The sequence below is a fragment of the Moraxella osloensis genome (assembly GCF_001553955.1).
GTDB lineage: Bacteria > Pseudomonadota > Gammaproteobacteria > Pseudomonadales > Moraxellaceae > Faucicola > Faucicola osloensis.
Genome location: NZ_CP014234.1, coordinates 389843 through 416028, shown reverse-complemented (window position 1 = coordinate 416028; position 26186 = coordinate 389843). Strand labels below are relative to the sequence as shown.

At 44.0% G+C, this 26186-nt stretch carries 24 protein-coding genes; 12 read left to right on the top strand and 12 right to left on the bottom strand.

The window, feature by feature from the left end; translation table 11 throughout:
* Positions 1-126 precede the first annotated feature (126 nt).
* Positions 127-1326, bottom strand: a complete 1200-nt coding sequence (gene rlmN / locus AXE82_RS01810) for a dual-specificity RNA methyltransferase RlmN (protein ID WP_062330669.1) — start codon at positions 1324-1326, stop codon at positions 127-129.
* 613 nt (positions 1327-1939) lie between these two features.
* Between rlmN and dusB the strand changes: the two genes are divergently transcribed.
* From dusB to AXE82_RS01790, 3 genes are all read left to right on the top strand, one after another.
* Positions 1940-2938 carry a tRNA dihydrouridine synthase DusB gene (dusB, locus tag AXE82_RS01800; protein ID WP_062330663.1) on the top strand — a complete coding sequence of 333 codons (999 nt, stop codon included), beginning with the start codon at positions 1940-1942 and terminating at the stop codon, positions 2936-2938.
* Positions 2939-3110: 172 nt separating this feature from the next.
* The gene (locus AXE82_RS01795) at positions 3111-3749 is read left to right on the top strand and encodes a peroxiredoxin (RefSeq protein WP_062330660.1); all 639 of its coding nucleotides are present in this window, start codon (positions 3111-3113) and stop codon (positions 3747-3749) included.
* Between the two features lie 181 nt (positions 3750-3930).
* On the top strand, positions 3931-4767 hold the full coding sequence (locus tag AXE82_RS01790) for an META domain-containing protein (RefSeq protein WP_062330658.1): 837 nt from the start codon (positions 3931-3933) through the stop codon (positions 4765-4767).
* Between the two features lie 129 nt (positions 4768-4896).
* On the opposite strand, the gene tnpA is transcribed toward AXE82_RS01790, so the two are convergent.
* On the bottom strand, positions 4897-5307 hold the full coding sequence (gene tnpA, locus AXE82_RS01785) for an IS200/IS605 family transposase (protein ID WP_050325405.1): 411 nt from the start codon (positions 5305-5307) through the stop codon (positions 4897-4899).
* A 48-nt stretch (positions 5308-5355) separates the two neighbouring features.
* Between tnpA and AXE82_RS01780 the strand changes: the two genes are divergently transcribed.
* Positions 5356-6462 carry an RNA-guided endonuclease InsQ/TnpB family protein gene (locus AXE82_RS01780; RefSeq protein WP_062330655.1) on the top strand — a complete coding sequence of 369 codons (1107 nt, stop codon included), beginning with the start codon at positions 5356-5358 and terminating at the stop codon, positions 6460-6462.
* A 24-nt stretch (positions 6463-6486) separates the two neighbouring features.
* Here AXE82_RS01780 and rlmKL read toward each other — a convergent pair whose 3' ends face one another.
* The 5 genes from rlmKL to queC all read right to left on the bottom strand — a co-directional run bounded on the left by rlmKL (position 6487) and on the right by queC (position 11804).
* Positions 6487-8733: a bifunctional 23S rRNA (guanine(2069)-N(7))-methyltransferase RlmK/23S rRNA (guanine(2445)-N(2))-methyltransferase RlmL gene (rlmKL, locus tag AXE82_RS01775; RefSeq protein WP_062330652.1), complete on the bottom strand. Its 2247-nt coding sequence runs from the start codon at positions 8731-8733 to the stop codon at positions 6487-6489.
* An 82-nt stretch (positions 8734-8815) separates the two neighbouring features.
* Entirely contained in the window at positions 8816-9946 is a 1131-nt protein-coding gene (locus AXE82_RS01770; protein WP_062330649.1) for a mechanosensitive ion channel family protein, read from the bottom strand.
* Positions 9947-10016: 70 nt separating this feature from the next.
* Positions 10017-10517: a peroxiredoxin gene (locus AXE82_RS01765; protein ID WP_062330647.1), complete on the bottom strand. Its 501-nt coding sequence runs from the start codon at positions 10515-10517 to the stop codon at positions 10017-10019.
* Positions 10518-10676: 159 nt separating this feature from the next.
* A complete protein-coding gene (locus AXE82_RS01760) occupies positions 10677-10991 on the bottom strand; it encodes a hypothetical protein (RefSeq protein WP_062330643.1) in 315 nt (104 codons plus the stop codon).
* 102 nt (positions 10992-11093) lie between these two features.
* Entirely contained in the window at positions 11094-11804 is a 711-nt protein-coding gene (gene queC / locus AXE82_RS01755) for a 7-cyano-7-deazaguanine synthase QueC (RefSeq protein WP_062330641.1), read from the bottom strand.
* Between the two features lie 291 nt (positions 11805-12095).
* Between queC and AXE82_RS01750 the strand changes: the two genes are divergently transcribed.
* The gene (locus AXE82_RS01750; protein WP_062330637.1) at positions 12096-12971 is read left to right on the top strand and encodes a DNA/RNA non-specific endonuclease; all 876 of its coding nucleotides are present in this window, start codon (positions 12096-12098) and stop codon (positions 12969-12971) included.
* A 60-nt stretch (positions 12972-13031) separates the two neighbouring features.
* The gene (locus AXE82_RS01745) at positions 13032-13301 is read left to right on the top strand and encodes a hypothetical protein (protein ID WP_062330634.1); all 270 of its coding nucleotides are present in this window, start codon (positions 13032-13034) and stop codon (positions 13299-13301) included.
* 52 nt (positions 13302-13353) lie between these two features.
* Here AXE82_RS01745 and AXE82_RS01740 read toward each other — a convergent pair whose 3' ends face one another.
* Positions 13354-14133 carry a MipA/OmpV family protein gene (locus AXE82_RS01740; protein WP_062330631.1) on the bottom strand — a complete coding sequence of 260 codons (780 nt, stop codon included), beginning with the start codon at positions 14131-14133 and terminating at the stop codon, positions 13354-13356.
* 260 nt (positions 14134-14393) lie between these two features.
* Here AXE82_RS01740 and AXE82_RS01735 point away from each other — a divergent pair, with 260 nt between their 5' ends.
* The 3 genes from AXE82_RS01735 (at position 14394) to AXE82_RS01725 (ending at position 17489) form a co-directional block, all read left to right on the top strand.
* Positions 14394-15536: a metal ABC transporter solute-binding protein, Zn/Mn family gene (locus tag AXE82_RS01735; RefSeq protein WP_062330628.1), complete on the top strand. Its 1143-nt coding sequence runs from the start codon at positions 14394-14396 to the stop codon at positions 15534-15536.
* 216 nt (positions 15537-15752) lie between these two features.
* Positions 15753-16547: a metal ABC transporter ATP-binding protein gene (locus AXE82_RS01730; protein WP_062330625.1), complete on the top strand. Its 795-nt coding sequence runs from the start codon at positions 15753-15755 to the stop codon at positions 16545-16547.
* 63 nt (positions 16548-16610) lie between these two features.
* On the top strand, positions 16611-17489 hold the full coding sequence (locus AXE82_RS01725) for a metal ABC transporter permease (RefSeq protein WP_062330622.1): 879 nt from the start codon (positions 16611-16613) through the stop codon (positions 17487-17489).
* 68 nt (positions 17490-17557) lie between these two features.
* Here AXE82_RS01725 and mnmA read toward each other — a convergent pair whose 3' ends face one another.
* Entirely contained in the window at positions 17558-18733 is a 1176-nt protein-coding gene (gene mnmA / locus AXE82_RS01720; RefSeq protein WP_062330619.1) for a tRNA 2-thiouridine(34) synthase MnmA, read from the bottom strand.
* 271 nt (positions 18734-19004) lie between these two features.
* On the opposite strand from mnmA, the gene AXE82_RS01715 reads away from it, so the two are divergent.
* Positions 19005-20117: a metallophosphoesterase gene (locus tag AXE82_RS01715; protein ID WP_062330616.1), complete on the top strand. Its 1113-nt coding sequence runs from the start codon at positions 19005-19007 to the stop codon at positions 20115-20117.
* A 71-nt stretch (positions 20118-20188) separates the two neighbouring features.
* Here the strand turns inward: AXE82_RS01715 and AXE82_RS01710 are convergent, their stop codons facing one another.
* Positions 20189-20746: a TetR/AcrR family transcriptional regulator gene (locus tag AXE82_RS01710; RefSeq protein WP_062330604.1), complete on the bottom strand. Its 558-nt coding sequence runs from the start codon at positions 20744-20746 to the stop codon at positions 20189-20191.
* A gap of 269 nt (positions 20747-21015) precedes the next feature.
* Here AXE82_RS01710 and AXE82_RS01705 point away from each other — a divergent pair, with 269 nt between their 5' ends.
* Together AXE82_RS01705 and AXE82_RS01700 are read left to right on the top strand one after the other, a co-directional pair.
* The gene (locus AXE82_RS01705) at positions 21016-22122 is read left to right on the top strand and encodes an RNA-guided endonuclease InsQ/TnpB family protein (protein WP_062330602.1); all 1107 of its coding nucleotides are present in this window, start codon (positions 21016-21018) and stop codon (positions 22120-22122) included.
* 63 nt (positions 22123-22185) lie between these two features.
* A complete protein-coding gene (locus AXE82_RS01700) occupies positions 22186-24234 on the top strand; it encodes a potassium transporter Kup (protein WP_062330600.1) in 2049 nt (682 codons plus the stop codon).
* A gap of 65 nt (positions 24235-24299) precedes the next feature.
* Here the strand turns inward: AXE82_RS01700 and xseB are convergent, their stop codons facing one another.
* Both xseB and xseA read right to left on the bottom strand, forming a co-directional pair.
* A complete protein-coding gene (xseB, locus tag AXE82_RS01695; RefSeq protein ID WP_172460490.1) occupies positions 24300-24494 on the bottom strand; it encodes an exodeoxyribonuclease VII small subunit in 195 nt (64 codons plus the stop codon).
* A gap of 23 nt (positions 24495-24517) precedes the next feature.
* Positions 24518-26095, bottom strand: a complete 1578-nt coding sequence (gene xseA, locus AXE82_RS01690; RefSeq protein ID WP_062330596.1) for an exodeoxyribonuclease VII large subunit — start codon at positions 26093-26095, stop codon at positions 24518-24520.
* Between the last annotated feature and the right edge of the window lie 91 nt (positions 26096-26186).

The window sequence follows — 26186 nt, the reverse complement described above, 5'->3', positions numbered from 1 at the left end:
GCACAAACAAGCCTAGCATTAAAAATGGAAAAATGGCTATTACTATAGCAAAAAAACCGTGATAACACCAACCGATAAGGCTAACTTGCGCCTTTATCACGCCAAACTATTATAATGATAAAAGATTTAATGAGATGCTTTAGATTGTAACGTTTTGGACACTTTTTCTTGCCATTGTTTTGCTCGGCGGGTTTTATCGGTGACTTGTCCAACCAATTGACCACATGCCGCATCAATGTCATCGCCGCGGGTTTGGCGAATGGTACAGACAAAGCCTGCTTGGTTCAAAATATTGCTAAACGCATGGATACGATTGTTGCTAGAGCGTCCGTAAGGCGCATGCGGGAACGGATTAAACGGAATCAAATTAATTTTGCAGGGCAAATCTTTAAGCAGATTGACCAGCTGACGGGCGTGTTCATCAGTGTCATTGACGTCTTTTAACATCACATACTCAATGGTGACGTGCTTTTTATGACGGGGATTTTCGTCATATACATAGGATTTGGCGGCGGCTATCAGCTCTTTGAGGGGATATTTTTTATTGATGGGTACCAGTTCATTACGCAGTTCATCATTGGGTGCATGTAGGCTGATGGCAAGTGCTACATCAATGTCTTTGGCGAGCTCATACATCTTTGGCACGATACCCGATGTTGATAGGGTGACGCGGCGTTTGGACAAGCCAAAACCAAAATCATCGAGCATCAATGACATACTGGCTACCACGGGCTCATAATTTAACAAGGGTTCACCCATGCCCATCATCACCACATTGGTCACCCGATTTTCACGTTCAGTGACAGGCACATTTTCCATATAAGACTGGTTGGCAACCCACAGCTGTCCGATAATTTCGCTCGGGGATAAATCCCGCTCAAAGCCTTGCTTACCGGTGCTACAAAACGAGCAGTCAAGCGCGCAGCCGACTTGCGATGAAATACACAAGGTTTTACGTCCAAACTGTTTATTATCGTCAGCTGGGATAAGTACAGTTTCCACCAGCGAGCCACCTGCTACTTCAAATACCCATTTACGGGTGCCATCTTCGCTAAATTGTTTAAACTTGACCGTTGGGGGCGATACAGTTGCCACTTCATCCAATGTTTGTTGTAGTTTTTTGGATAAATTGGTCATTTGATAAAAATCGGTCACGCCAAACTGATAAATCCACTTCATCACTTGGGTGGCGCGAAACGGTTTTTCACCCAAATCGGCAAAAAACTGACTTAACTCGGCTTTACTCATGCCAAGTAGATTGGTTTTTGCGGTAAGGTCTTGGGGATTGACCATTTCTGGGTTTTGAATGACAGGAATTTGGGTCATAGCGGTCGGATAAGCGTGTGAAATAAACAAGATAGTATACTAAAATTTCAACTATTTGTCATGGTAAAACATAGTGACTTGCCAGCGGATTTATATACAATATTTTTACCTCCCATAATATTGCCCAAATTGGCATGGCTAAATGGTTAAAATATCGACAAATCAAATAGCGACGAATCAAACAGCGATAATAAGAATTATCATAATTAGGCATAAAAATGCCAATAACCACTTCCATTCAAGCGAAACAAAATCAACCGTACGACGAGCCACCCTAGCAGACCAATGGGGCAGCTGATAAACCACTTCGCCATTGACATACCTGCCGCCTCGATACCAAAGCTTAAGCTGTTTTAACATATGTTTATGCTCATATCTATGTCTAAATCTATGTCTAGCAAATTGATGAGTATGACACTATTAAACTTGTATTGGGTTAAGTCTATATGACAAACAAATAAAAAATCGTAAAAATTGATATAAAAACTCACCCGATTGTTTAAAAGAGGGGGAATTGCGGATTTGCACTAAATACGTGATATTTTTCGCCAAAGCATTGACAATAAAAGTTATAATGTTTCCCCATTTTTGAGCCCATCATGCTTTTTTATTTATGTGCAACCATCCATTGCTCACTCCCCTCAATATCGGCGACCAGACCATCGCCAACCGCATCATCGTTGCGCCGATGGCAGGCGTCACTGACAAGCCTTTTCGCATGCTAGCTAAGTCCTTTGGCGCAGGGCATGCCGTGTCGGAGATGATGACGTCTGATGCCACTTTGTTTGCCCATCACAAAACGCTGTATCGTGCCAATTTTGATGGTGAAATCGCGCCTATTTCTGCGCAAATCGCTGGCTCAGACCCAGAAAAAATCGCCGAAGCGGCTCGCTATCAAGTTGCCAATGGGGCGCAAATTGTCGATATCAATATGGGTTGTCCTGCAAAAAAAGTTTGCAAAAAGCTTGCCGGTTCAGCACTACTCAAAGATGAAGACTTGGTCAAGCGACTATTGGATGCCACGGTCAATGCCGTGGATGTGCCAGTCACGCTAAAAACCCGTCTAGGCTATGCCAATGGCGAAGAAAATATTTTACGTGTCGCACAAATGGCAGAAGCGGCAGGTATCGCCATGATTGTGATACATGGACGCACCCGCGAAGATAAATATCTGGGTAGCGCTCGCTATGAGTTAATTAAAGAGGTTAAAAATCTTCTCACCATTCCTGTTATCGTCAATGGGGATATCGACAGCCCGCAAAAAGCCAAACAAGTATATGAACAAACAGGCGCCGATGGCATTATGATTGGGCGGGCAGGGCAAGGGCAGCCTTGGATTTTTCGCGACATTGCGCATTACCTAGAAACTGGTGAAATCTTGCCCAGTCCAACGATGGATGAGTTAAAGGAGATTGTATTAAGCCATTTGCAAGAGATTTATGCGTTTTATGGTGAATACTCGGGGTGTCGTATCGCTCGTAAACATATTGCTTGGTATACCTCAGGCATTGCCAATTCCAATGCGTTTCGCCAAGCCATGTATGAAGAAGATACCACCGCTGGGCAGTTTAACGTGGTCGCGCAGTTTTTAAAGACCGCGGAATTTGATTAAAACCTCCACTATAAAACAGTCAATCGTAGCGCGCTTATGACTTTTTAGAAACAAAGATTCGCAAAAAGTCATTATTGATGAATTTAGAATCTGTTAAAATTTTGCTGAGTCTGTGTGATAGACCGATATCAAACAATAACCATACTATTAATCAAATTATAAGGAGTCAGCGATGGCACAATTACGAATTGACGACACGGCACCAAATTTTGACGCACAAACCACCGAAGGCAACATCAATTTTTACGATTGGCAAGGTGATAACTGGGTGGTTTTATTCTCACATCCGGCAGACTTTACCCCAGTTTGTACCACGGAGTTAGGACGCACGGCATCATTGGGTGATGAATTCAAAAAGCGCCATGTCAAACCGATCGCATTATCAGTCGATAGCGTCGAAGATCACAAAGCTTGGGCAGGCGATATCTCAGAAACCCAAGGCTGCGAGGTGAATTTCCCCATCATTGCAGACGCCGATAAAAAAGTATCGGAAGCTTACGACATGATTCACCCAAACGCGTCAACCACGCACACGGTTCGCAGCGTATTTATTATCGATCCACAGCATAAACTGCGGTTAACTTTCACTTACCCCGCCGCTGTGGGTCGTAACTTCAATGAAATTTTACGGGTGATTGATGCCTTGCAATTGTCAGATAATTATGGCATTGCAACCCCAGTTGAGTGGCAAGACGGGGACGATGTGATTATCCCGCCGAGCGTCAAAAATGAAGAAATCGCGGCGAAATTCCCAAAAGGTCATAAAGAAATCAAGCCTTATCTGCGCACCACGCCACAACCGAATAAATAACCGTGTAGTTTAAGTTTGAAATCAAAAACCTAGTCGCTTGACTGGGTTTTTTTATGCCAACTCTTCCATTTGCCAACTTTTCCATTATTAAAGGTACTAAACTAAATTTACAGATTAAATGCTGAATAACCAAAAATATTTGGCTAAACTTCAATTAGTGGCGTAATAATGGATATAAACAATGATAAACAATCGAGTGGTTAAAGGTGGCTTTAAAACCAGCGCATTGCTCATGCTTGCCCTGACGGGTTGCCAAACGGTGAATACTAACCTATCAGCACCTATTGAAAGAGTGCCGTACGTGCAGCTGCCCATCTTTATCGGCTCTACCCCCACCACTAATTCTTTACAGAGTTATGATTGGCAGCTTAACAATATCAATAGCACAGATCCGATTACGTGGAATGGTTCATACTTGCAAACACAGAATGGCAAAGTCACGCTAAACTTTAACCAAAATCACATAACCTATAATGTAGGCTGTAACCAATTATCAAATCAATATAGCCTAAGCAAAAATACCATGCAACCCATCGGTATAGGTATTAGTACTTTAATGGGTTGTGGTGAATTGCAAGCACCGGAACAATGGCTTGCTAAACAGATGCAAAGCCCAAGTGAACTACAAATAATGGAAACTCAAGTAGATGCAGTATTGTGGCAAACCACGGCTGATGGTAGCTGGCTTCAGTGGGTAGGTAAATTAAAGCCTGAAGTAAAATACGGCAAAGGGGAAACCGTATTTTTGGAGGTCAAGCCCAAATGGCAGTATTGCGATAAGGTAACGGATAGAAAATGCCTAGAAGTGCGTGACATCAATTATGACGCTCAGGGATTAAAGACAGCGGTGGGTCAATGGTATCTTCTCGATGCGCCTATCATGGGTTATCGTCATGACGAAAGCGCACAGCGGGTTTTACGCTTGACTCGCTATCGCACACCGCCCACCGATACCAAAGGCTATGGCAACCTTTATCAGCTTGATAGTGTGATTGAAACCAAGACTCTGGCAAAATAACCGAACTCATCAAAAAAAGCGATGGCTAACACGAGTCATCGCTTTTTTATCCTCTGTTGCCGTAAAACCACCGACTTCAGGCGGTGGATATAAGGCAACTCCGCAATCATGCTTACACACAGATGGTATTTAGTGCGGTGTATTTTGCTGTTCAATGTACTGGCGTATAATTTCAATTGGAGCACCGCCACAACTACCTGCAAAATAACTAGGCGACCACAACGCTTCTCCCCATAACTGCTCTTTAATAGACGGATATTCTTTTTTACGCAATAACCGACTAGACACGCCTTTCAAGCTATTCACCAAACTAGAAATAGCCACTTTGGGCGGATAAACCACCAGTAAATGCACATGGTCACTTTCACCGTCAAACTCTACTAGTTGCGCCTCAAACTTTGAACAAACTTTCTCAAAGATAACCTGCATGTCGTCTAAAATCTCTTTAGTGAATACTTTTTTGCGGTATTTAGCCACAAAGACCAAATGCACATGAAGATTGTAAACAACGTGCCTACCAATTCTTAAATCGTTTGACATATATTTAGACCAACTATAGAATATAAAAATCTAATTATACTTGAACCCATGAAAACACTCAAGCTACGCATACGAGATAAACACACAGACCAATTAAACCGCCTAAGCGGTTCGGTCAATTTCGTGTGGAATTATGTCAATGATTTGAGTTACAAGCACCTACAAAAAACTGGCAAATTCTTTAGTGCTTATGACTTGAACGAATACACCAAAGGTAGTGGTGAGTTACTAGGCTTGCATAGTCAGACTATTCAGGCAATCAATGAAACCCATGCCAAAGCTAGAAAACAATTCAAAAAAGCTAAGTTATCATGGCGAACCAACAACCCAACATCAAAGCGTAAAAGCTTGGGTTGGCTACCATTTAAACAATCTGCCATTAAGCATATTGCCACGCACCAAACAGGCAAAAAGGGCTTAAAATCTACCTTACAACTATCTTTAGCCAAAGGGCAGAAACTAATCATCGACCTATGGGACAGCTACAACCTTAGCCTATATCAAATTAACACTTGTGAGTTAGTCCAAGACAGCCGTAACCGTTGGTATGCTTGTATCACCGTCAAAGACTACCCCAAACAATCATGCGGTACAGGTAGCATTGGCATTGACTTAGGCTTAAAAGACAGTGCTACCACCTCAAAAGGCAATAAATTACAAATCAAACAAACGCTCAAATATGCCAAAGCATTAGCCACCGCCCAACGTGCCAAAAACAAACAGCGTGTCAAGGCAATCCATGCCAAAATCAAAAACACACGCCAAGACCTAATCCACAAATTCACCACCCAATTAGTCAAAGACAATGCCCTAATCGTGGTAGGTGATGTTAGAACTACCCAATTTAACAGTAAAAAAGGCAAACTAGCCAAAAGCGTCTATGATGCAGGTTGGTTTGAAATGAAACGACAACTGACCTATAAATGCGAGAACGCAGGTTGCCGTTTTGAAATCGTGAATGAGAGATACACGACCCAGCGATGTTCGTGTTGCGGTGAAATCACCGCCAATAGTCCGAAAGGTAGAAAATCGCTTGGAATAAGAGAATGGATATGTGCTTCGTGTGGCACACGGCATGATAGAGATATTAACGCCAGTAAGAACATTCTTGCGGTTGGGCTTAACCGTCTTGTAGAAGGAATCCCCTTGCTTTAGCAAGGGGAGGAAGTCAATGGCAAATTATTTGTGGCGAATCGCCCACGACTGGTGAATAGGGCGTTTACTATCAAAATCAAAGCCGATGGTTTGGTTGGTCATTTCTTCAACGTGATAGCGGTTGTTGATTTCATCATCGAGCACAAACTTGGTAAAGTTATTGGAAAAATACAACACGCCTTCAGAGGATAAGCGATTCATGGCACGGTTGATGAGTGGTACGTGGTCGCGCTGCACATCAAAAGTACCTTGAAATTTTTTGGAATTAGAAAAAGTCGGCGGATCGATAAAAATCACATCGTACTGCTCAGTATTGCTTTTAATCCATTCAAAAATATCTTGGGCAATAAACTGGTAGCTTGGCAAATCTGGCAAGCCGTTTAGGGCAAAATTTTTGCGTCCCCAATCCAGATAGTTTTGTGATAAATCCACCGATGTCACCGCTTTTGCACCGCCCAATGCCGCATGCACACTGGCGGTACAAGTATAAGCAAACAGATTAAGCACTGTTTTACCACGTGCGTTTTCTGCAATAATTTTTCGGATGCTGCGATGGTCAAGAAATAGCCCTGTATCCAAATAATCGCTAAAGTTCACCAAAAAATACGCCCGTTGGTTGTTGGCGGTTGGCTCGCTGACCACATGGAACTTACCCGAACTGGCTTTTTTCTCATACTGCTCATTGCCGGATTGGCGGGCGCGGGTTTTGATAAACACTTGCTCACGGTTCACTTGTAAGGCTTCACGCACGCCATGCAGCGCTAGATTAAAGCGTTTTTTGGCGGTCTCTAACGGGATTGACTTGGGGGCAGCATATTCTTGCACATGCACAAATTCGCCATACACATCCACCGCCACTTTAAAATCAGGTAAGTCGGCATCATACACCCGCAGATTGGTCACGGCTTGTTTGTGAGCCAGCTTACGCAGATTGGCAAGATTTTTTTGTAGTCGATTGACAAAATCTTGACCTTCTTCTACAGCGATTTCACGCTTTTCAAAGCGCGTAATCAACGGTGTGTCTTTACTCTTTAACAACTCACCATAACGAAAATAAACGGTGATAGCGCCATTGTGACAGCGCAGGGTTTTTGGCTCGGCAAGGGGTAGTACGTCGGCTTGTTCAACTTTGGCAGCGAGGACACCCAAAGTCACTTTGGCAGGGCTATCTGCAAACAGGGCTTGTAATTTTTTACCCAAGCCTTGATACAAGGGTTTAATCAATTCTTCCTCACCCAGACGCTCACCATACGGTGGGTTGGTGATAAACAGGGGATTGACCCAGCCATTGACTTGTTTTTCTAGTGCCAAATTAAGGGTCGCCAGTGAGCGCTGCTGCAAGGTAATACGGTTGATGATAGGCGTCAAACCTGCGGCGATTAAATTTTTATGCGTGGCTCGAACCGCGCCTGAGTCCATATCAAAAGCAAATACCGCGGGCATCTCACCATTTGCCATGGCATTTAGGCGATGATGAAAACGGGTTTGCGCGTCTTGCACCATAGCCTCCCAAAGGGCAGTATCATGATGTTGCCATGCATAAAACCCAAATTGGCTATCGGCTTTATCCAGTCCTACGGCATAATCTGCGCTCATCAGCAAGGCTTCAATAATCAGCGTGCCTGAGCCGCACATCGGGTCGACAATACTGTCAAATTGGGTGGTGTGAAAATTCACGCTATAGAGTAGGGCAGCAGCCAAGTTTTCTTTGAGTGGCGCTTCAGTCATCGCAGCACGATAACCACGGCGGTGCAAACTGGTACCTGATAAGTCTAAATACAATTCAGCTTGTTTGTCACCCACCGTAGCGACAATGCCAAAATCGGGGTTTTTATCGACATTGGGGCGACGACCGAACTGCTCGTTAAATTGGTCGGCAATCGCATCTTTAACGCGCAGCATGGTGAATTGCTGGTTGGCTTGTACGCGCTTATCTAGGGTTAAACGAATTGCAAAGGTTTGTTCCAAATCAAATAGCTGAGTCCATTTGACAGTTTTGGCAAAGGTATAGAGCTGTTCTGCAATATCGTACTCGGGATTGATGTTCTTTTTGCCCAGTGGTAACAATACCCGCGATGCCACACGAGACCATAGACAAACTTGATAAATCTGCGCTAACGTCAATGTCGCCATCAGCCGACCCGTGCGCTCAATTTGTGTATCTATACCAAAGCTTGCCAGCTCAGTTTGCAGGGGAATCTCTAGCCCATCGGCACAAGTGATGACAATGTGAAAAGTTTGCCCAACGGGCGTTGTATTGCTGTCTGTCATAAATACTGCCAAAAAAAGTCAAAGTTGATTAATGGCGTATTTTAGCATGATTAGCAAAGGACAAATGACAGAATGTCTGAAATTATGGAGAAGTTTTTACCGATGGGGCTGCTTCGCTTGGCATTGCGCTTGGCATTAAAAGCTGCATATGAGGGTAAGGTGTGGCAATGCCGGCATCATCGAGTGCTACTTTGATTTGTTCGCGTAGATTTTCTTTGATAAATGGCATTCGAGACACGTGTGGCGGATTGACCCAAAACCGCACGATAAAAAACACCCCAAAATCGCCAATTTTATCCACTGTCGCTGTGGGCGCAGGACGCTCTAATACCTCTTTGGTGTTGGCTAAAATATCAAGAATGATAGCGCGAGCGCTTTTAATATCAGCTTCTAACGCGATACGCACCTCAATATCAAAACGAATCAGATTTTTGGCAGTTAAATTAATGACTTCGGCTGAGGCAACGGTTGAATTGGGGAAAATCACGGTGATATTATCACGGGTCAAAATTTGGGTAGTACGCAGGGCGATTTGCACCACTTTGCCTTCTTTATCATTAATGCTGACCCAATCACCGACTTGAAACGACTGCTCAATCAAAATGGTGATACCAGCAATAAAGTTGGCAAGTGTGGCTTGTGCCGCAAAACCCACTGCGATACCCGCAATCCCAAGACCTGCGACCACAGACACAATATCAAAACCAAACTGCGACATCACCGAGGCAATCCACAATACGATGATGAGCATGGACAACAAATTATGCAGTAGTTGTTCAATCGACGCGTTTAGCCCATAATTTTTGAGCATTTTTTGCATCAAATAACCAAGGTTGTACCACGCCATATAAAAAATCACTGACCAAATACCGGCTTTGGCAGTGGCTTTGACTGTTTCAGGTTCAAAATTAAGCTGACTCATCACCGCAAGCAAACTTGAAAATAACCACATCAACCGTGCGATGAGCCTTAGCGATTGGCTGTATTTACTGTCTTTGGCGATAAAACGGGCAGAATTGATAAGCAATAAACTTAGCCGATATACCACGCCCAAAATTACCAACAGTACCATAATTTTGATGCCTGTACTGGCAAGTTTGGAGAGATACAGCGGCCAATTAACCGCTTCGTCTTCGAGCGAACCACCGACTGCTTTATAGACGTCATAATACAAGTCGTGATAGATATTTTTAAAAAATTGGTCCACGGACATACAATGAGTGATCTCGAGTCAAAAAATCAAAATAAAATAAGGCGTTTGGGTTAATTTAGGTTGGTTTGGGTTAAAGGGTGGGCAATACGGCAAGTAATTTATCCATATGCCCCTTGGCGCGGACATTGCGCATCTCATAAACCAGCTTGCCTGTGTTGTCGAAAATTAACGTTGAGCGCACCACGCCAAGGCTGACTTTGCCATACAGTTTTTTTTCGGCAATAATGCCAAAATATTGGCAAAGCTGTTCATCGGTATCACTGACAAGCGGGAAAGTAATTTGTTTGTTGGTGATAAATTTTTCATGGCTTTTGACACTGTCTCTTGATACGCCAATCACTTGGTAGCCAAGCTGCTGCAATTGGGTCAAATGCTGGCTAAAATCTTGCGCTTGCACACTACAGCCTGACGAGTTGTCTTTTGGATAAAAATACACAATCAAACCTTTATCTGACTGCTTTGCGTAGTCTTGCAGGTTGATTTGACGCTGGATAAATTGTGGCTGCGCTGTGGTATGACGGCTGGTATCCGCTTCAACCGTCGTGACCAAAAAATTGGGTAGTTGAGTCATGGGCATTTCCCCAGTAAAAATTGAACTAACAATATCAGAAAGCCAGATTGAGTACAAACTTCTTCATGCGACAAAACAAAAAAAGACCAATAAACAACTGGTCTGGTGGCGCGGTTCTATCGATTATGGCCTATCGATTATGGTATTGATTGTAATCGATTAGGGACGGGCTTTATTAAATTTAACGCCGTTGCCACACGCTTTCATACGCGCACTGATGTCTTGAAAAGTTTTGTTTTGGCGAACATCTTTGCCACTTTTTACCCAGGTATCAAGCTCATTTTTTTGCGCTTGGGTGATTTTTGCTTGTTCATCTACCACACAAGTACATACTTTTTTTGCAGAAGCAGCATCAGTGATGTGTTTTTCGGTCATTTGGGTGACGCAAGCATTGACATATTGTGGATTGGCGGCATGTGCGGCAAACGGCAAAACCATGCTAGCAAATAGGGTCACGATGGCTGAATGTTTCATAGTTTATCCTCATAAGAGATAGCAGAACAGCAGGTGTTCAATCGTATAATGGCTAGTTTTACCGTTGATGCAATAAAGCTGGCAGGATTTGATGATGATAGATTACTGATAAATAGTCGGGTCATCTATTTCAGCTTGTAAAAAACCTTGCTGACGTAGATAACAGCTATCGCAGTGTCCGCAGGCGCGTCCTTCGCTATCTGCGCGGTAGCATGACACGGTTAATGCATAATCAACCCCCAGCGATACCCCAAGCTTAATGATTGCTGCTTTACTTAAATGCAACAATGGCGTTGCAATTTGGAGATGATTGCCCATCACACCGGCTTTGGTAGCGAGATTTGCCATTTTTTCAAAGGCTTCAATATATTCAGGACGGCAGTCAGGATAGCCTGAGTAATCCACTGCATTGACGCCAATCACAATGGCATTGGACTGCGTTACCTCTGCCAATGCCAGCGCATACGACAAAAAGATGGTATTACGCGCGGGTACATAGGTGATTGGAATGCTGTCATTATGCTGATTATCGCTAAAATCTGTTTGTTTGGCATCGGGTACCACCAGCGAAGCATCGGTCAACGCCGAGCCACCTAACTGTGCCAAATCAATATCAATAATACGGTGGTTGACTTGGGCAGTCGCGGCAATTTTTTTGGCGGCATTAAGTTCGCTATTGTGGCGCTGACCGTAGTTAAAGCTTACCGCTGTGACGTTGGCATAATTGGCTTTTGCCCAGTAAAGGCAAGTCACGGAATCTAGCCCACCTGAGAGTAAGACGACAGCGTTTTGTGGTGTGGTTGATGTACTCATAAAAATTTACTAACGACAAAAGGTGTATTTTATCAGAACTTAAAGAATTGTTGATGGGAAAATATGGGGCTAAAAGTAGTCAACGCAATATTAGCCGAAAAACATTTCAAAAAACTGCTATCACTACCAGTAAATATTTGCGTATTTCACCCAAATACCTTATAAAATAACCAAAAAGTTTTAAACCGAGCTTTAAACTACGTTATCCGACACTTTAGCCCAGTACCTACCACTGTAATCATTGCAGCATTTTTTATTTTCTTTATTTTTTTTTCATTTTTAAGGTTATTCATGATAGTTCAAACCCATTTGATTAGCCATACTGCCATCTTATCAGCCATAAGCGTTGGCTTGCTGTATCTGGCAGGTTGTAGTGTTACGCCCTCGGCCGCCAAGCCCGATAGCAATACTGTTACTATTCACACTACTATTCCTGCCACCCAAGCGAACCCAGATACCCAAACACTCACCACGCGTCCGCTAGACAAGGCACTACAAAAATGCGCCAGCGAGTTTTTGGATAAAACCCAGCCGACAATGACTGCCAAGCTGTCGCAAAAAACCTACCCACTGTGCTTTAATGGCTTTGCGGTGATGTATTCGGGGGTCACCAAAACCCCGATTTGGGTCGCTGAGCATTTGACGCGACAACGAATAGCGGCTGCCAAAACCTTGGTGAGAGAGGGTAACTTTCATGAAGAAACTCGCCTGCCAACCGAGGTGCGTAGTCTATTGAGCGATTATACCAATACCGGATTTGACAGAGGGCATTTAGCGCCCAATGCGGATATGGCAAACCCGGACTCACAATTTGATAGTTTTAGTTTAGCCAATATTGCCCCACAAACGCCTGACCACAACCGGAAAACTTGGGTAAAAATTGAAACACAAACTCGCAACTTGACCGACCAATACGGCTCAGCTTATGTAGTGACAGGGGTGGCGTTCTTAACACCGGAAGTCAAACGGCTAAAAAATCGCGTGTTGGTACCCTCGCATTTTTTTAAAGCGGTATATTTGCCATCACAACAGCAAGCGCTGGCATTTTTTAGCCCGAATGATGATAGCGGAACCGTTGAAAAAATTAGCCTAAGCACACTTAAAAAACGCACCGGAGTCAATGCGTTTCCCAGTCTACCGAGCAATGTAGCGACTATTGCACCATAATCATAAGAAGTAATTAGCAAATCAACAACTAGCAAATCAGCAACTAAACAGGGGAAAAAGATGAGTGTTTTTAAACCATTTCAAAATGATAGCCAAAGCGTTGGCTTGGGCGAATTTACCCTTGAGAATCAAGGAGAGCAAGTCAATCTCTATGGCAGCGCGACGTTTACGTTGGATAAACAAAGTTTAGCCACGGCAAAACAATTGCAAGATGTGCTGAGCCAAATCATTGCGTATTTAGAAGCCCATCAAGCGCAAACGGTGGAAAAATCTACCACGCAACAGCAGCAAGCGTCGCACGTGGATGAAGTGGATAACCCTTTTTTATGAGTAAAAAAAGCGCAAATCAAACAATTTGCGCTTTTTATGGGTAAGCTATGGATTAAAACTGATAGTTAAAGCCAATTTTAGTTTTACTATCGACACGGTTATCAACCAATGGGCTGTCTTTTTGCTCATCGCTTAAATACTCTAAATGCTGACTGATAAACGCACTCCAGCGTGGCGAAATGGCGTAACTGGCACTGACATTGACATAGGGGGTGATGCTACTATCAGCGTTATAAGCTTTTATCCCTGTTATTCCTGTGCGTAGCGATTCTTGCTCAGAAACACCAAAGTAGTAGTTGTTGTACTTGTCATTGTACCACTGTAGTCCTAGCTCAGGATAAATGGTAACTTTATCATCCATTGCCTTAAATCTGCTCAAGTGCGCCACTTTTGCGCTAGTACCCTCACTGCGACCCAACGCATCAGTTTCCAATTGCGCTTTAAAGCCGCCATACGGGGTAATGCGCATATAGCTGGTGCCCACCATAGCAGACCATTTACGCTCATCGAGTCCTTTTAACGCCGCTGTGCTTGCATCGTCTGGACCAAATGAACGGCTATCGTAGCTTGCGGTCAATCGCCATTCATTTTGTGCATCTTTGTAGGGATAATAGCCCGCTTCACTGCCTTCAATGTAGAGTCGATTGTTGTCATAAAATGCCTGTGGCATGATCGTAACATCATTGTCCTTGTTGTACGCATAATGATTGATTGAGGCGTTTAACCCTAGTTTAAAGCGGGCATCGGTATCCACTGGCATAGAGGCTGCGTGGGCAAATGTTGTGCCCAGCATACTGGCAAGTACCAGACAAGGCGCGAAAAATTGTTTCATAAAAACATCCTGTGAGAGTGGGTCATACAAAAAAGTGTTGACAGGCTAAAGCGTAGAAAATGACAACCGATTCGCCTGTGAACCATACAGCAAGGTGATAAATTTATTATGGCATAAAAAGGTGAGCGCAAATAGTTGAATTTAAAGGTGAGAGAGATGAAATCCAAGCCAGCATAAATCCTTAAGCTATCTTGAGAACACCATTAAAATGTTATAATATAACATTTTAATATTTTCAATACTTGATTGGGCGACCCAGCATGATAAACGCGTTGATTAACAAATATGCTTTTTGTAGCCGACCTTTTTTGCTACTAAGGCTACTAAAAACCCCCACGATTGCAGGGGTGACATTGACGATGAGCCTATTGGGGGGATTAACAGGCTGCCAAAAAACTGACAATCAATCCACCTCAAATCAATCTCCATCCAATAGCGAAGCTACAAACACTATCTCATCAAAAAATAGTGTCTCATCAAACACCGTTATTAATACCCAATTACCCACCGTGTATGCCACCACCAATGTGTGGGGTTCGGTGGCTAAAGCGGTCGGGGGTGATAAGGTCAATGTGATTGTGGGGGTCGATGATTTATCACAAGATCCGCATGATTATCAAGCCACAGCGACCGACAAGCTTAATATCACTAAATCCGCTGTCATGCTGGTCAACGGTGGCGGATATGATGATTGGGGTATAAGCTTGGCTCAGTCGGTAAGTCACAAACCTGTAGTGATTAATGCCGTAGCACTTTCAGGACTGTCGCCTAACACCGACAATGCGGCAGATGAGCCTACCAGTGAACCACACCAGCATAAAGAGGCGGCTCATGACGATGTGTCACATCATCAGGCAGAACATCCCCATCATGCCCACGGTGACTTCAATGAACACGTGTTTTTCTCCCTTGATACAGCAAAAAAAGTGGCTGAAGCGGTCAACAAGCAATTGGCTGCAACCTCGCCTGCCAATCAAGCGATTTATGCAAAAAATACCCAACACTTTATCCGGCAAATTGATGCGCTTAAAGTTAAAGCCAAACAAATCGGACAGCAAAAAGCCATCACTGCCTTTGCTACTGAGCCTGTCACCGGGTATTTGCTAGCCGATATGGGCATCAAAGATGTGACGCCAAAAGCCTATGTCGTGCAATCAGAGACGGACGCGGGGGTATCGGTCAAAGTGCTCAATGACAGCAAAAGCCTGCTGAGTAATAAAAAAGTCGGTTTGTTGGTGGTCAATGCCCAGACCGAAGATGCCACCTCAAAGCAACTCATCACATTGGCGAAGGCATCAACAGTCCCAGTTGTAGCGGTCTATGAAACCCTGCCCGATGGCGTGACAAGCTATACCCAATTTATTGAAAAAACCCTGGATGATTTTGCGGCAGCGATGCGCTAATTTTAACTAGCCTAAAAATAGTAGCCTAAAAATTTTAGGCTGCCTATAAATGCGTTTGGGGAAAAATTTGCGTTAATTGGTATAGTATTGGCTGGTTATCGCTTATAATGCTTAATTTTTAGCCCAGATTTTTTGCAATATGATATTGCCAATCAACCATCCTCGCCTTTAGCATCTTGTCGTTAATCTTGCCGTTAGGATGAAGAAGTAGCCACCATGCCCATGTCAACCACCAAAATAGCCAATAGCGAGCGGCAGTTTGCGCAGGCCATTCATTGCCAATCGTATGTCAAACTGCCACAGTCACAGCAAGTCATTTTGCAAGTCAAAGATGCCAGTATGCACTTTGGGCAACGTCTGCTATGGCAGGATGTCAATTTTTCGATTTTATCGGGTGAATTTGTGGCATTGCTCGGCGCCAACGGTACAGGCAAGACGACATTGCTGCGAAGTTTACTCAAACTTGTGCCACTATCCAGTGGTTCAATCACGCTTGGCAAAGATATTCGAGTGGGCTATGTGCCTCAGCTCAAAGACTTTGCGCCAAAACTACCGATTCGGGGTAGGGACTTGGTGCAGCTAGGGCTAGATGGGGAAAATTATTTGTTTGGTCTATTTAGCCCCAAAAAAACTTTGGGCAGTTTTTGGCAGACAGCAAAACAAAAAAAATATTTGGTGGATAAAGCCATTGCGGAAGTCGGCGGTGAGTCATTTTGTGATGCGCCGCTTACCATGCTGTCCGGTGGTGAGCAGCAGCGCATGCGTATCGCCCAAGCCTTGGTCGCTGAGCCTGATGTTTTGTTGATGGATGAGCCGCTGCTGAGCCTTGATGTGGCAAGCCAGTATGTGGTCAGTGATATTTTAGCCCATCGCAAACAGGCGCATCATACTGCGATTTTGATGATTAGTCACGAACTCGAGCCGATTATACCCTTGGTAGATAAAGTGGTGTATCTTGAAAATGCGACTGCCAAGCTCGGTGGTATCGAATTAATCAATCGATTTCGCTAATTTATTTGCTTCAATCAAACACAAGCCATCACATTCGATGGTTTTTTAACTTTTGGAATTTACATGCTGCTCACGACTTGGCTACATACCATCATCAATTTTGATAACTTTGCTGAGCTGTTGCCCTTGGTATCAACGTCCATCGTGGCCGCGGTATTGTTGGGTGTGATGGCGGGATTTATCGGACCGATGGTACAGGCACGGGATATGGCGTTTGCCGTGCATGGGACAGCAGAGCTGTCGTTTGCAGGGGCGGCGTGTGCTTTATGGTTAGGGTCTTCAGTCACGCTAGGCGCCGTCATTGGGGCGGTGACGGCTGGCATGGTGCTGGGGGTCATGGGGATTGATGGCAAAAACCGCAACTCAGTGGTGGGTATTTTGTTGCCATTCGGGCTTGGGCTGGGGGTGTTGTTTTTATCCTTGTATCAAGGGCGCTCCGCCAATAAATTTGGCTTATTGACCGGGCAGATTGTTGCAATCACGCCCGCTGAATTGCAGTCGATGCTAGTGGTTGCGCTGATTGTGCTATCAATCATCGCCATATTTGGTCAGCGCATGTTATTTGCCGCAGTTGATCCGCAAGTTGCCCAAGCACAGCATTTGAATTTAACATTTTTATCTTTGCTGTTTATGTTTGCGCTGAGTCTTGTGGTGGCGGTGAGTGTGCAGTTTGTCGGTGCCTTGCTGCTATTATCGTTACTCATCACCCCTGCGGCAGCGGCAAGTCAAGTGACGGCTAGACCCATCTATGTCTATTTGTTGTCCATGCTGTTTGCCATCATCGCTGGGGTGGGCGGGATATTACTATCGTTAGGACCTGGACTGCCGATTTCACCTTATATCACTACCATTTCATTTGTGATTTATTTAAGCTGCTGGGGAATTGGCTACCTACGAAAAAAAGCAGGGTGGAACAAACGCTTAGCTACAAACTTTTCTTAATCAACAGGGTATAAAAAAGCGCAAATGGTATCAATTTGCGCTGTTTGTATCTTGACGTGTATTAAACTTTAAACTTCAGCTAAACTAGTAGGGGCATCGATGGTTTGAATCACGCCACCGCCTAAACAGATGTCATCTTGATAAAACACACAAGACTGACCGGGCGTCACCGCGCGCTGTGGCTCGTCAAACACCACTTTTATGGTGTCACCCGTTTCATCAAGGGCAAAAACTGTACAGGCTTGATCGGGCTGACGATAGCGCGTTTTGGCGGTACAGCGATAACCTTGGGCAGTAAACAGTTGCTTGGGCGCATCAACCACCCAGTCAAGCTTATAAGCAGTCAATTGGGTGGATTGTAGCATCGGATGGTCATGGCCTTGGCCGACAATCAGGCGATTATTATCCAAGTCTTTGTGCAACACAAACCAAGGCGCCTCATCTCTATCTTTGACCCCACCAATACCAATACCGCCACGTTGACCGAGTGTGTAATACATTAAACCATCATGGGTGCCGATTTTTTTGCCATCATCGGTATAGATATCGCCTTTTTGAGCGGGCAGATACTGCTGTAAAAAGTCTTTAAAGCGTCGCTCGCCGATAAAGCAAATGCCGGTAGAGTCTTTTTTCTTCGCTGTCGCTAAATCATATTGCTCGGCAATACGGCGTACTTCAGGTTTTTCTAACTCACCCACAGGGAACAAGGTTTTGGCGATTTTATCACCTGCCACCGCGTGCAGAAAATAGCTTTGGTCTTTATTGTTATCAAGTCCGCGCAGCAGCGGCGCTTTGCCAGTTTCATCGCTAAAACCGCGGCGCGCATAGTGACCGGTGGCAATATAATCCGCCCCCAAAGTTAGCGCATAATCCAAAAAGGCTTTAAACTTGACTTCTTTGTTGCATAAAATATCAGGATTTGGGGTGCGACCTGCGCTATATTCCGCCAAAAAATGCTCAAATACGCGATCCCAATATTCCATGGCAAAGTTGGCGGTATGCAGTTTAATGCCGATTTTATCGGCGACCGCTTGCGCGTCGGCAAGGTCAGTCATGGCGGTACAATACTCGGTACCGTCATCTTCTTCCCAGTTTTTCATAAACAAGCCTTCAACGTCAAAGCCCGCTTGTTTGAGCAAAACGGCGGTGACAGAAGAGTCAACACCCCCTGACATCCCCACAATGACGCGGGTTTGGGCAGGCTTGGCAATATCAGATAAATTAACAGCAGTTGAATAAGTCATAATTTTTAAAAGTGCCAAAAGGGTTATTATAGCAAATTTATTGCTTGTTAAAAATCAATAAACCTGCCACAATACCGTTATCGGATGAGCCGATATCGAAAAAACCCAACTTATTCTCGTAAGTTGGGTTTTTTAATGCCTAAATTACCAACTTACAAAACTATGAATTGATTTTTTTAAATTCACTGATTGGCTTTAATAGATAAAGCGACATTGTAAATTCACAAACATTCTCTATATAACCTTTACTTATCAAAAATTTGGGGCTGATATGCGTTGGATATTTCTGACCGTCATTGTATTGTTGTTTGAATTGTTTACTTATGGGGCGGGGCGGGGGCTGCAGTGGTGGGCAGGGTCTTGGTTGTCCGAGCGGTCTTCTCGCTATTTGATGAGTAGTCTATTTGTGATAAGTAATGCGTTATTGGTATTTGGCATCGCACGATTGACGAGCTTTGGGCTCAAGCTGTCTATGACTTGGCTGACTATTTTGTGGTTTGTCATCATGTCGATGGCGGCGGTGGGCATTATCAATCTGGTGTTGATGAAAGTTGCCCCGCAATTTTTTAATGCCGTGAGTTATCAAATTTACGGGCAGCGCATTTTGTTGCCGCTCGTGTTTTTTGGCATGGTGTTAATGGGTATTTATAATGCTTATACACCCACCATTCGTCATATCACCTTGACTGCCAATCAACCACTTGCCAAACCGATTCGAATTGGGCTGGTTTCAGACTTGCACTTGGGTGTGTTGGTCGGTGAGCGGCAAATTAATCGATTAACTGAGATGGTAAAAGCACAGAAGGTGCAACTACTGTTGATGCCTGGCGATATCATGGATGATAATGTTCACTACTATACCTCGCAAAATATGCAGCCTGCGCTGCAGCAACTAGCAAATGCCGTGCCAATGGGCGCGTATGCCACGCTAGGCAATCATGATATGTATGGGCATGAAGGCGAGATTCGCGATGCGATCCAAAAAGCCAATATCACCTTATTGGCAGATGATAAAGTGTTGGTTGATAACCAGCTTTGGTTGGTAGGACGACTGGATAATCATGCCAGTTATCGTAAAGCGACCAAGGACTTAATGCCGTCAACTACCGAGAAGCCGATTATTTTACTTGACCATGAGCCCAATGAGATTGAACAAAACGTACAATTACCGATTGATTTGCAAGTATCTGGACATACCCATAATGGGCAAATATTTCCTGCCAATTTTATTGTCAAATTTATCAATCGTTTGGGTTACGGCTATGAACGTATCAACAATACTGATGTGATTGTAAGCTCGGGCTATGGTTTTTGGGGGGTACCGTTTCGGCTAGGCTCGCAAGCGGAACTTTGGGTAATTGATTTGGTCGGTAAAAAATCCTAAAGAGGACTTTAGCGCTTAAAACTGGCTGTAATGAGCGTATCGAGGTTATTGCAGATTATTGCCATGAGAGACTATTGTATAGACGCTGTCTGCATCATCAGTTGTATATTGCTACGAATATCCTCGAGTGACATTTGCTGGTCTTGCTGCAGGCAGTAACTTAAATTATTTAATATAATCCCTGCATACGTATGCCCTTGAAAGTCTAAGTCGCCTGGGCGTCCATGGCGCTTGGCATGCTCAATATAATTTTGTTTGATTAACGCATACATGTCATCATATAAATGAATGTTGGGGGTTTTGATTTGCCAAAAAGCCAGTATGCGTTGTTTTTGCGCATGAATAAACGCCCAAAATTGTTCCAAACACCTTAATAAATTCTCTTGACTGGCGACACTAAAGCGTTCGGTTAAAAACTTCTCATACACTTGGCGAAAATTACTCACCATCTTCTCTGCCAGCGCATCTTTACTGGCGTAATGACGATAAAAGGTTGAGCGATTGATGGCTGCAGTATCTAAAATATCTTGGACAGTGATGGCGCGGTAAGGTTTCTGCTGCAGTAATGCCAGAAAATCTTGCTCGATATGTTGTTCAGTCTTAATGACCCGTAAATCATTTTGGTTCATCGCTTTTTGGTACCCTTACGCGCTTTATCTTATGCTTTATGTCTTAGCCTTTAAATTTTAGCAATCGCATGGATTGCGCAAAATTTTTACAATAAACAACATTATCTACCTAACTGTACCCTTATGCAACATTTATGTTTTATTTGATGCTTAAAAGCTGTTGAGGATGGTTTTATCCTCCGTTGCCGTAAAACCACCGACTTTAGGCGGTGGATATAAGGCAACTCATACACTATAACGCTTGCATAAATTTTGCTAAAATAATTTGCATGAAAACACTCAAGTTACGCATACGAGATAAACACATAAACCAATTAAATCGCCTAAGCGGTTCGGTGAATTTCGTGTGGAATTATGTCAATGCGTTAAGCTACGAGCATCTTAAGCGTACTGGCAAATTCTTTAGTGCTTATGATTTGAACGACTACACCAAAGGTAGCGGTGAGTTACTAGGCTTGCATAGTCAGACTATTCAGGCAATCAATGAAACCCATGCCAAAGCTAGAAAACAATTCAAAAAAGCTAAATTGTCATGGCGAACCAACAACCCAACATCAAAGCGTAAAAGCTTGGGTTGGCTACCATTTAAACAATCTGCCATTAAGCATATTGCCACGCACCAAACAGGCAAAAAGGGCTTAAAATCCACCTTACAGCTTAGTTTAGCCAAAGGACAAAAACTAGTCATTGACCTATGGGACAGCTACAACCTATCGCTTTACCAAATCAACACACTAGAAATCGTCCAAGACAGCCGTAACCGTTGGTATGCCTGTATCACAGTCAAAGACTATCCCAAACAATCATGCGGAACAGGTAGTGTAGGTATTGACTTAGGACTTAAAGACAGTGCTACCGCCTCAAACGGTGACAAGCTAACCATTAAGCAAACGCTAAAATATGCAAAACAATTAGCTATAGCCCAACGCTCACACAACAAAAAACGTATCAAGGCTATCCATGCCAAAATCAAAAACACAAGGCAAGACCTGATACACAAATTCACCACCCAATTAGTCAAAGACAATGCCCTAATCGTGGTCGGTGATGTGAAAACCACCCAATTTAACAGTAAAAAAGGCAAGCTAGCCAAATCGGTTTACGATGCAGGCTGGTTTGAACTCAAACGACAACTGACCTATAAGTGCGAGAACGCAGGTTGTCGTTTTGAAATCGTGAATGAGAAATACACTACCCAAACTTGCTCGTGTTGCGGTCAATTTGACCGCAATAGTCCGAAAGGTAGAGCAGGCTTGCGAATAAGAGAATGGACTTGTGCGAAGTGTGGCACATGGCATGATAGAGATATCAATGCCAGTAAGAACATTCTTGCGGTCGGGCTTGACCGTCTTGTAGAAGGAATCCCCTCACTTTAGGGAGGGGAGGAAGTCAAAATTCGACTTATAATAATCCATCTTATCAAATTGCGTCGTTAATTTATGAGTAAAGCACATGCTAAAAGCTCGGTTCCTGCACTCACGTTAGGGGCAATCGGGGTCGTTTATGGCGATATTGGTACCAGTGTACTGTATTCAGTCAAAGAAGTTTTTAATTCTGGTCATGTCGCCTTTAACGTTGCCAATATCTATGGGGTGCTGTCATTATTTGTGTGGACGATTACCATCATCGTCAGTCTCAAGTACATCTCGTTGGTGCTACGCGCCGACAATAAAGGGGAAGGCGGTCTGATTGCGATGCTCGCTTTGGCATCAAGCGCGGTGAAACATCGCCCAAAATTGCACGCAGTCATCATGACCATGGGGATATTTGGTACCTGCTTGTTTTATGGCGATGGGGTGATTACCCCATCCATCTCGGTGCTATCGGCAGTAGAAGGTTTGACGGTGGTATCGCCACGGCTGCATAGTGTGGTAATTCCTGCTACGCTGACCATTTTGTTCCTGTTGTTTTTTGTGCAAAAATTTGGTACCAAAGGTATTGGTAAACTGTTTGGACCTGTGATGGTGCTGTGGTTTTTGTTGATTGCTGGCATTGGGGTTTATCATATTCAGCACAATGTTGAAATCTTGCGAGCCATCAATCCCATCTATGCTTATCAGTTTGTGATGAACAATCCGACACTCGCCTTTATCATTTTGGGGGCAGTTGTGTTGTGCGTGACAGGCGGTGAAGCCTTGTATGCCGATATGGGGCATTTTGGCAAAAAACCGATTCGTATCGCTTGGTTTTCCATTGTCATGCCCGCCTTGCTGCTCAATTATTTTGGTCAAGGCGCATTTTTACTCGCCAATCCTGATGGCAAATCCAATCCCTTCTTTTTGATGATTCCAGATGCCATGCGTATGCCGATGGTGGTGATGGCAACTTTAGCGACGGTGATTGCGTCACAAGCGCTGATTTCTGGGGTGTTTAGTATCACCAAACAAGCGGTGCAACTGGGCTTTTTACCGCGTATGCGTATTGTGTATACCAATGTCAAAGAAGTGGGTCAGGTCTATATTCCAGCGATTAACTGGGGCTTGTTTATCGCCATTGCGTTTGCTGTGGTGATGTTCAAATCATCGGGTGCGTTAGCCGCCGCTTATGGTATTGCGGTTTGTACGGATATGCTGATTACCACGATATTGACATTCTTTGTGATTCGCTACGCGTGGAAATACCCTTTGCTACTGTGTATTGCCGCGACCTCATTGTTCTTTGTGGTGGATTTCTTGTTTTGGGCGTCAAATCTGCTCAAACTGTTCAAAGGCGGCTGGTTCCCATTGTTGTTAGGGGGCGTCATGTTTGTGCTCATGATAACTTGGCGAGATGGCCGTAATTTGGTGAGAATTGCCCATACCACAAGACAAATTAACTTAAAAAATTTCTTGGATGACTTGTTTGGCAGTTTTACCAATAAACGCTTACAAATAGCCTTGGAGTCGACGCAAGGCAAATTAGAAAAGCTGACCCAAGATATTGAAAACGCGCCGCTTGAGAATATCCAAGAGCTGCAAAATCAGCAAGCGCTGCTGCAGGAGAAAATCTTAATCAACCAGCGCTGCCAAGTGCTGTTTGAAGATATCAAAAAAATCAAAGGCATTGCCGTATTTATGGTCTCTGAAGTCGATATCGTACCCGTGGCGTTGAAACAAAACTTAAAGCACAATAAATGTTTGCATGAGTACAATATCTTTGTCACCGTTAATACCTTAGAAACCCCTTGGGTGGGTCTCAGCAAACGTAGTGAAGTGACCTATTTGGGACACAATTGCTGGAAGGTGGTGCTCAATTTTGGCTTTAAAAATGACCCTGATGTGCCAGATTCGCTCAAACACATTCAGCAATTTAACTTTGATTTCGATCCTGCCAAGGTAAGTTATTTCTTATCCCATGAGGCTGTGGTGGCATCTGGGAGCATCAAAGGTATGGCATTATGGCGTGAAAAATTGTTTGCCCATATGCACCGTAATGCCGGCACCGCGGCTGAGTTTCTAAAACTTCCTAGCAACAATGTGGTAGAAATGGGTGCCAAAGTAGAAATTTAAATGCCCAACTAAAAAGCCATTATCCCTCGATAGTGGCTTTTTTATTCTGCTTTCTTTATTGAAACTTAGTCTGTTTCAAACGCTTGATTCAGCGAGGCTTCAACGGCATCAATCCGTGCTTGGCATACTTTATAGGCATCAATGGACTGCTCTACAATAGTCATCAGTGCGTCAATATTGGGCTCTTGGCTATTTTGCAAGCGCTGTGCATTTGTTTTTAGCACCTCATAGGCGCTTTTAAAATCAGTTGGCTCGGTCATGGTTATTCCTGTTGATTGATAGGTCAGTTTTTTGGGTGTTTAGCATTGACAGTGGCTTGTAGATAGCCATCTTGTAGCTCAATGGTTATGGTTGAATTGGGTTCAACTTGGGCAATCGAAGTCATCACCGTATTGGATGCTAAATCTTTTGATGCTAAGTCATGTGAGGTTAAGCCCTTTGATACTAAGTCTTTTGATGCAAGATGCGAGGTTCTGATAATTGCATAGCCACGGCTTAATACGGTTGACGGATGCTGCAACAATGTCATCTCACGCAGTTGGTTGGTATGTTGACGAGCGGTGGTGATTTGCTGATAAGCAAGTTGGCGAATCTGTACAAATTGGTTGTCCATGGCAAGTTTAGCGGCAGATAATTGTCGCTGCGCTGCCGATTGTATCTTGGTAAGTTGTTGTTCGCTATCATGGCGTGCCTGCAAGATGCTGGATTTAGCAATTTGCTCGATGGTCAAAAAATGTTGTTTGGCAGCCTGGGTAATAGTGAGCAAATGATTGCGAATGCCTGCGATAACCTTGGATGGGGTATCAAAACTTTGATGTGCCACTTCATCTAGCATGACGCGGTCGCGCTCATGACCAATGCCGACCCATACCGGTATCGGCTGCTCTGCCACCAGCGCGGCAAGTTCGTAATCATTGAGATAGGCCAAATCGCCCACCGCGCCACCACCTCGGATAATCACTATCAAGTCGGGCGTGATGGCTTGATTGGCAAGGGTTTTAATACCATGAATCAAGGCTTGGCGGATATCTTGTGGGGCGTGATTGCCTTGAAAAGTGGCGTGCTCATAATGAAAAATACACGCCCCTGTGCTGGCGAGCCTATCGGCATCCGCACGAAAATCGCCTAGCCCTGCAGCTTTTTCAGGGGCGATGACGAGCACATGCTCAATATCAAACGGCATGGGGAGCGATTGATTGAGATCGAGCAGCCCTTCTTCATGTAGTCTGGTTAAAATCGTTTGGTATTGCTTTGCCAAATCGCCTAATGTGTAAGTGGGGTCGATATCGACGATGTTTAGCGAAAAGCCATATTGGGCATGGAACGTGGCTGAGACTTTGAGCAATACATTCAAGCCTCGCTCAAGGCTCATGCCAGTATTTTTTTCAAACTTTGACAGTACTTTGGCTGCTTGACCACGCCACAGCGTGCCGCGGCAGCTGGCGGTGACTTTGCCATCCATATCTTTATCCGCCAATTCAAAATAGTAGTGACCGCCTTTGGCTGACAGACTACGGATTTCAGCTTTCACCCAAACGGTATGGGCAAACGTTTCACTAATCACCAACTGGACAGCGGATAGATAATCACTTAGTGACAATATGGTATCGCTTAATGCCTGTTGCAGTTGGCTATCGCGATCTTGAATGGCTAATTGTTCGCTAAAGTCATAATCGTTTAAGCTATCAACGCTTAAGTTATCAACACTGCCACGCTTTGCAGTTGCTTTATTGTCAGGCTCACCATCGTCAAGCAGCGCCAAAAATACGTCATCAGCCTGATTTAATGAGGTGGTTTGCAAATCCAGTCGTGCGAGCTGATCTTCAATTGATTTGATAACGGTTTTGGAAGCTTTTGCCATGGAGAATTCTTGATAATTAAAAATAAAATTGTAGGCGAAAATGATAACGCTGACAATGTGACATTTGTGATTTAGGTGTGATGTGAATGGG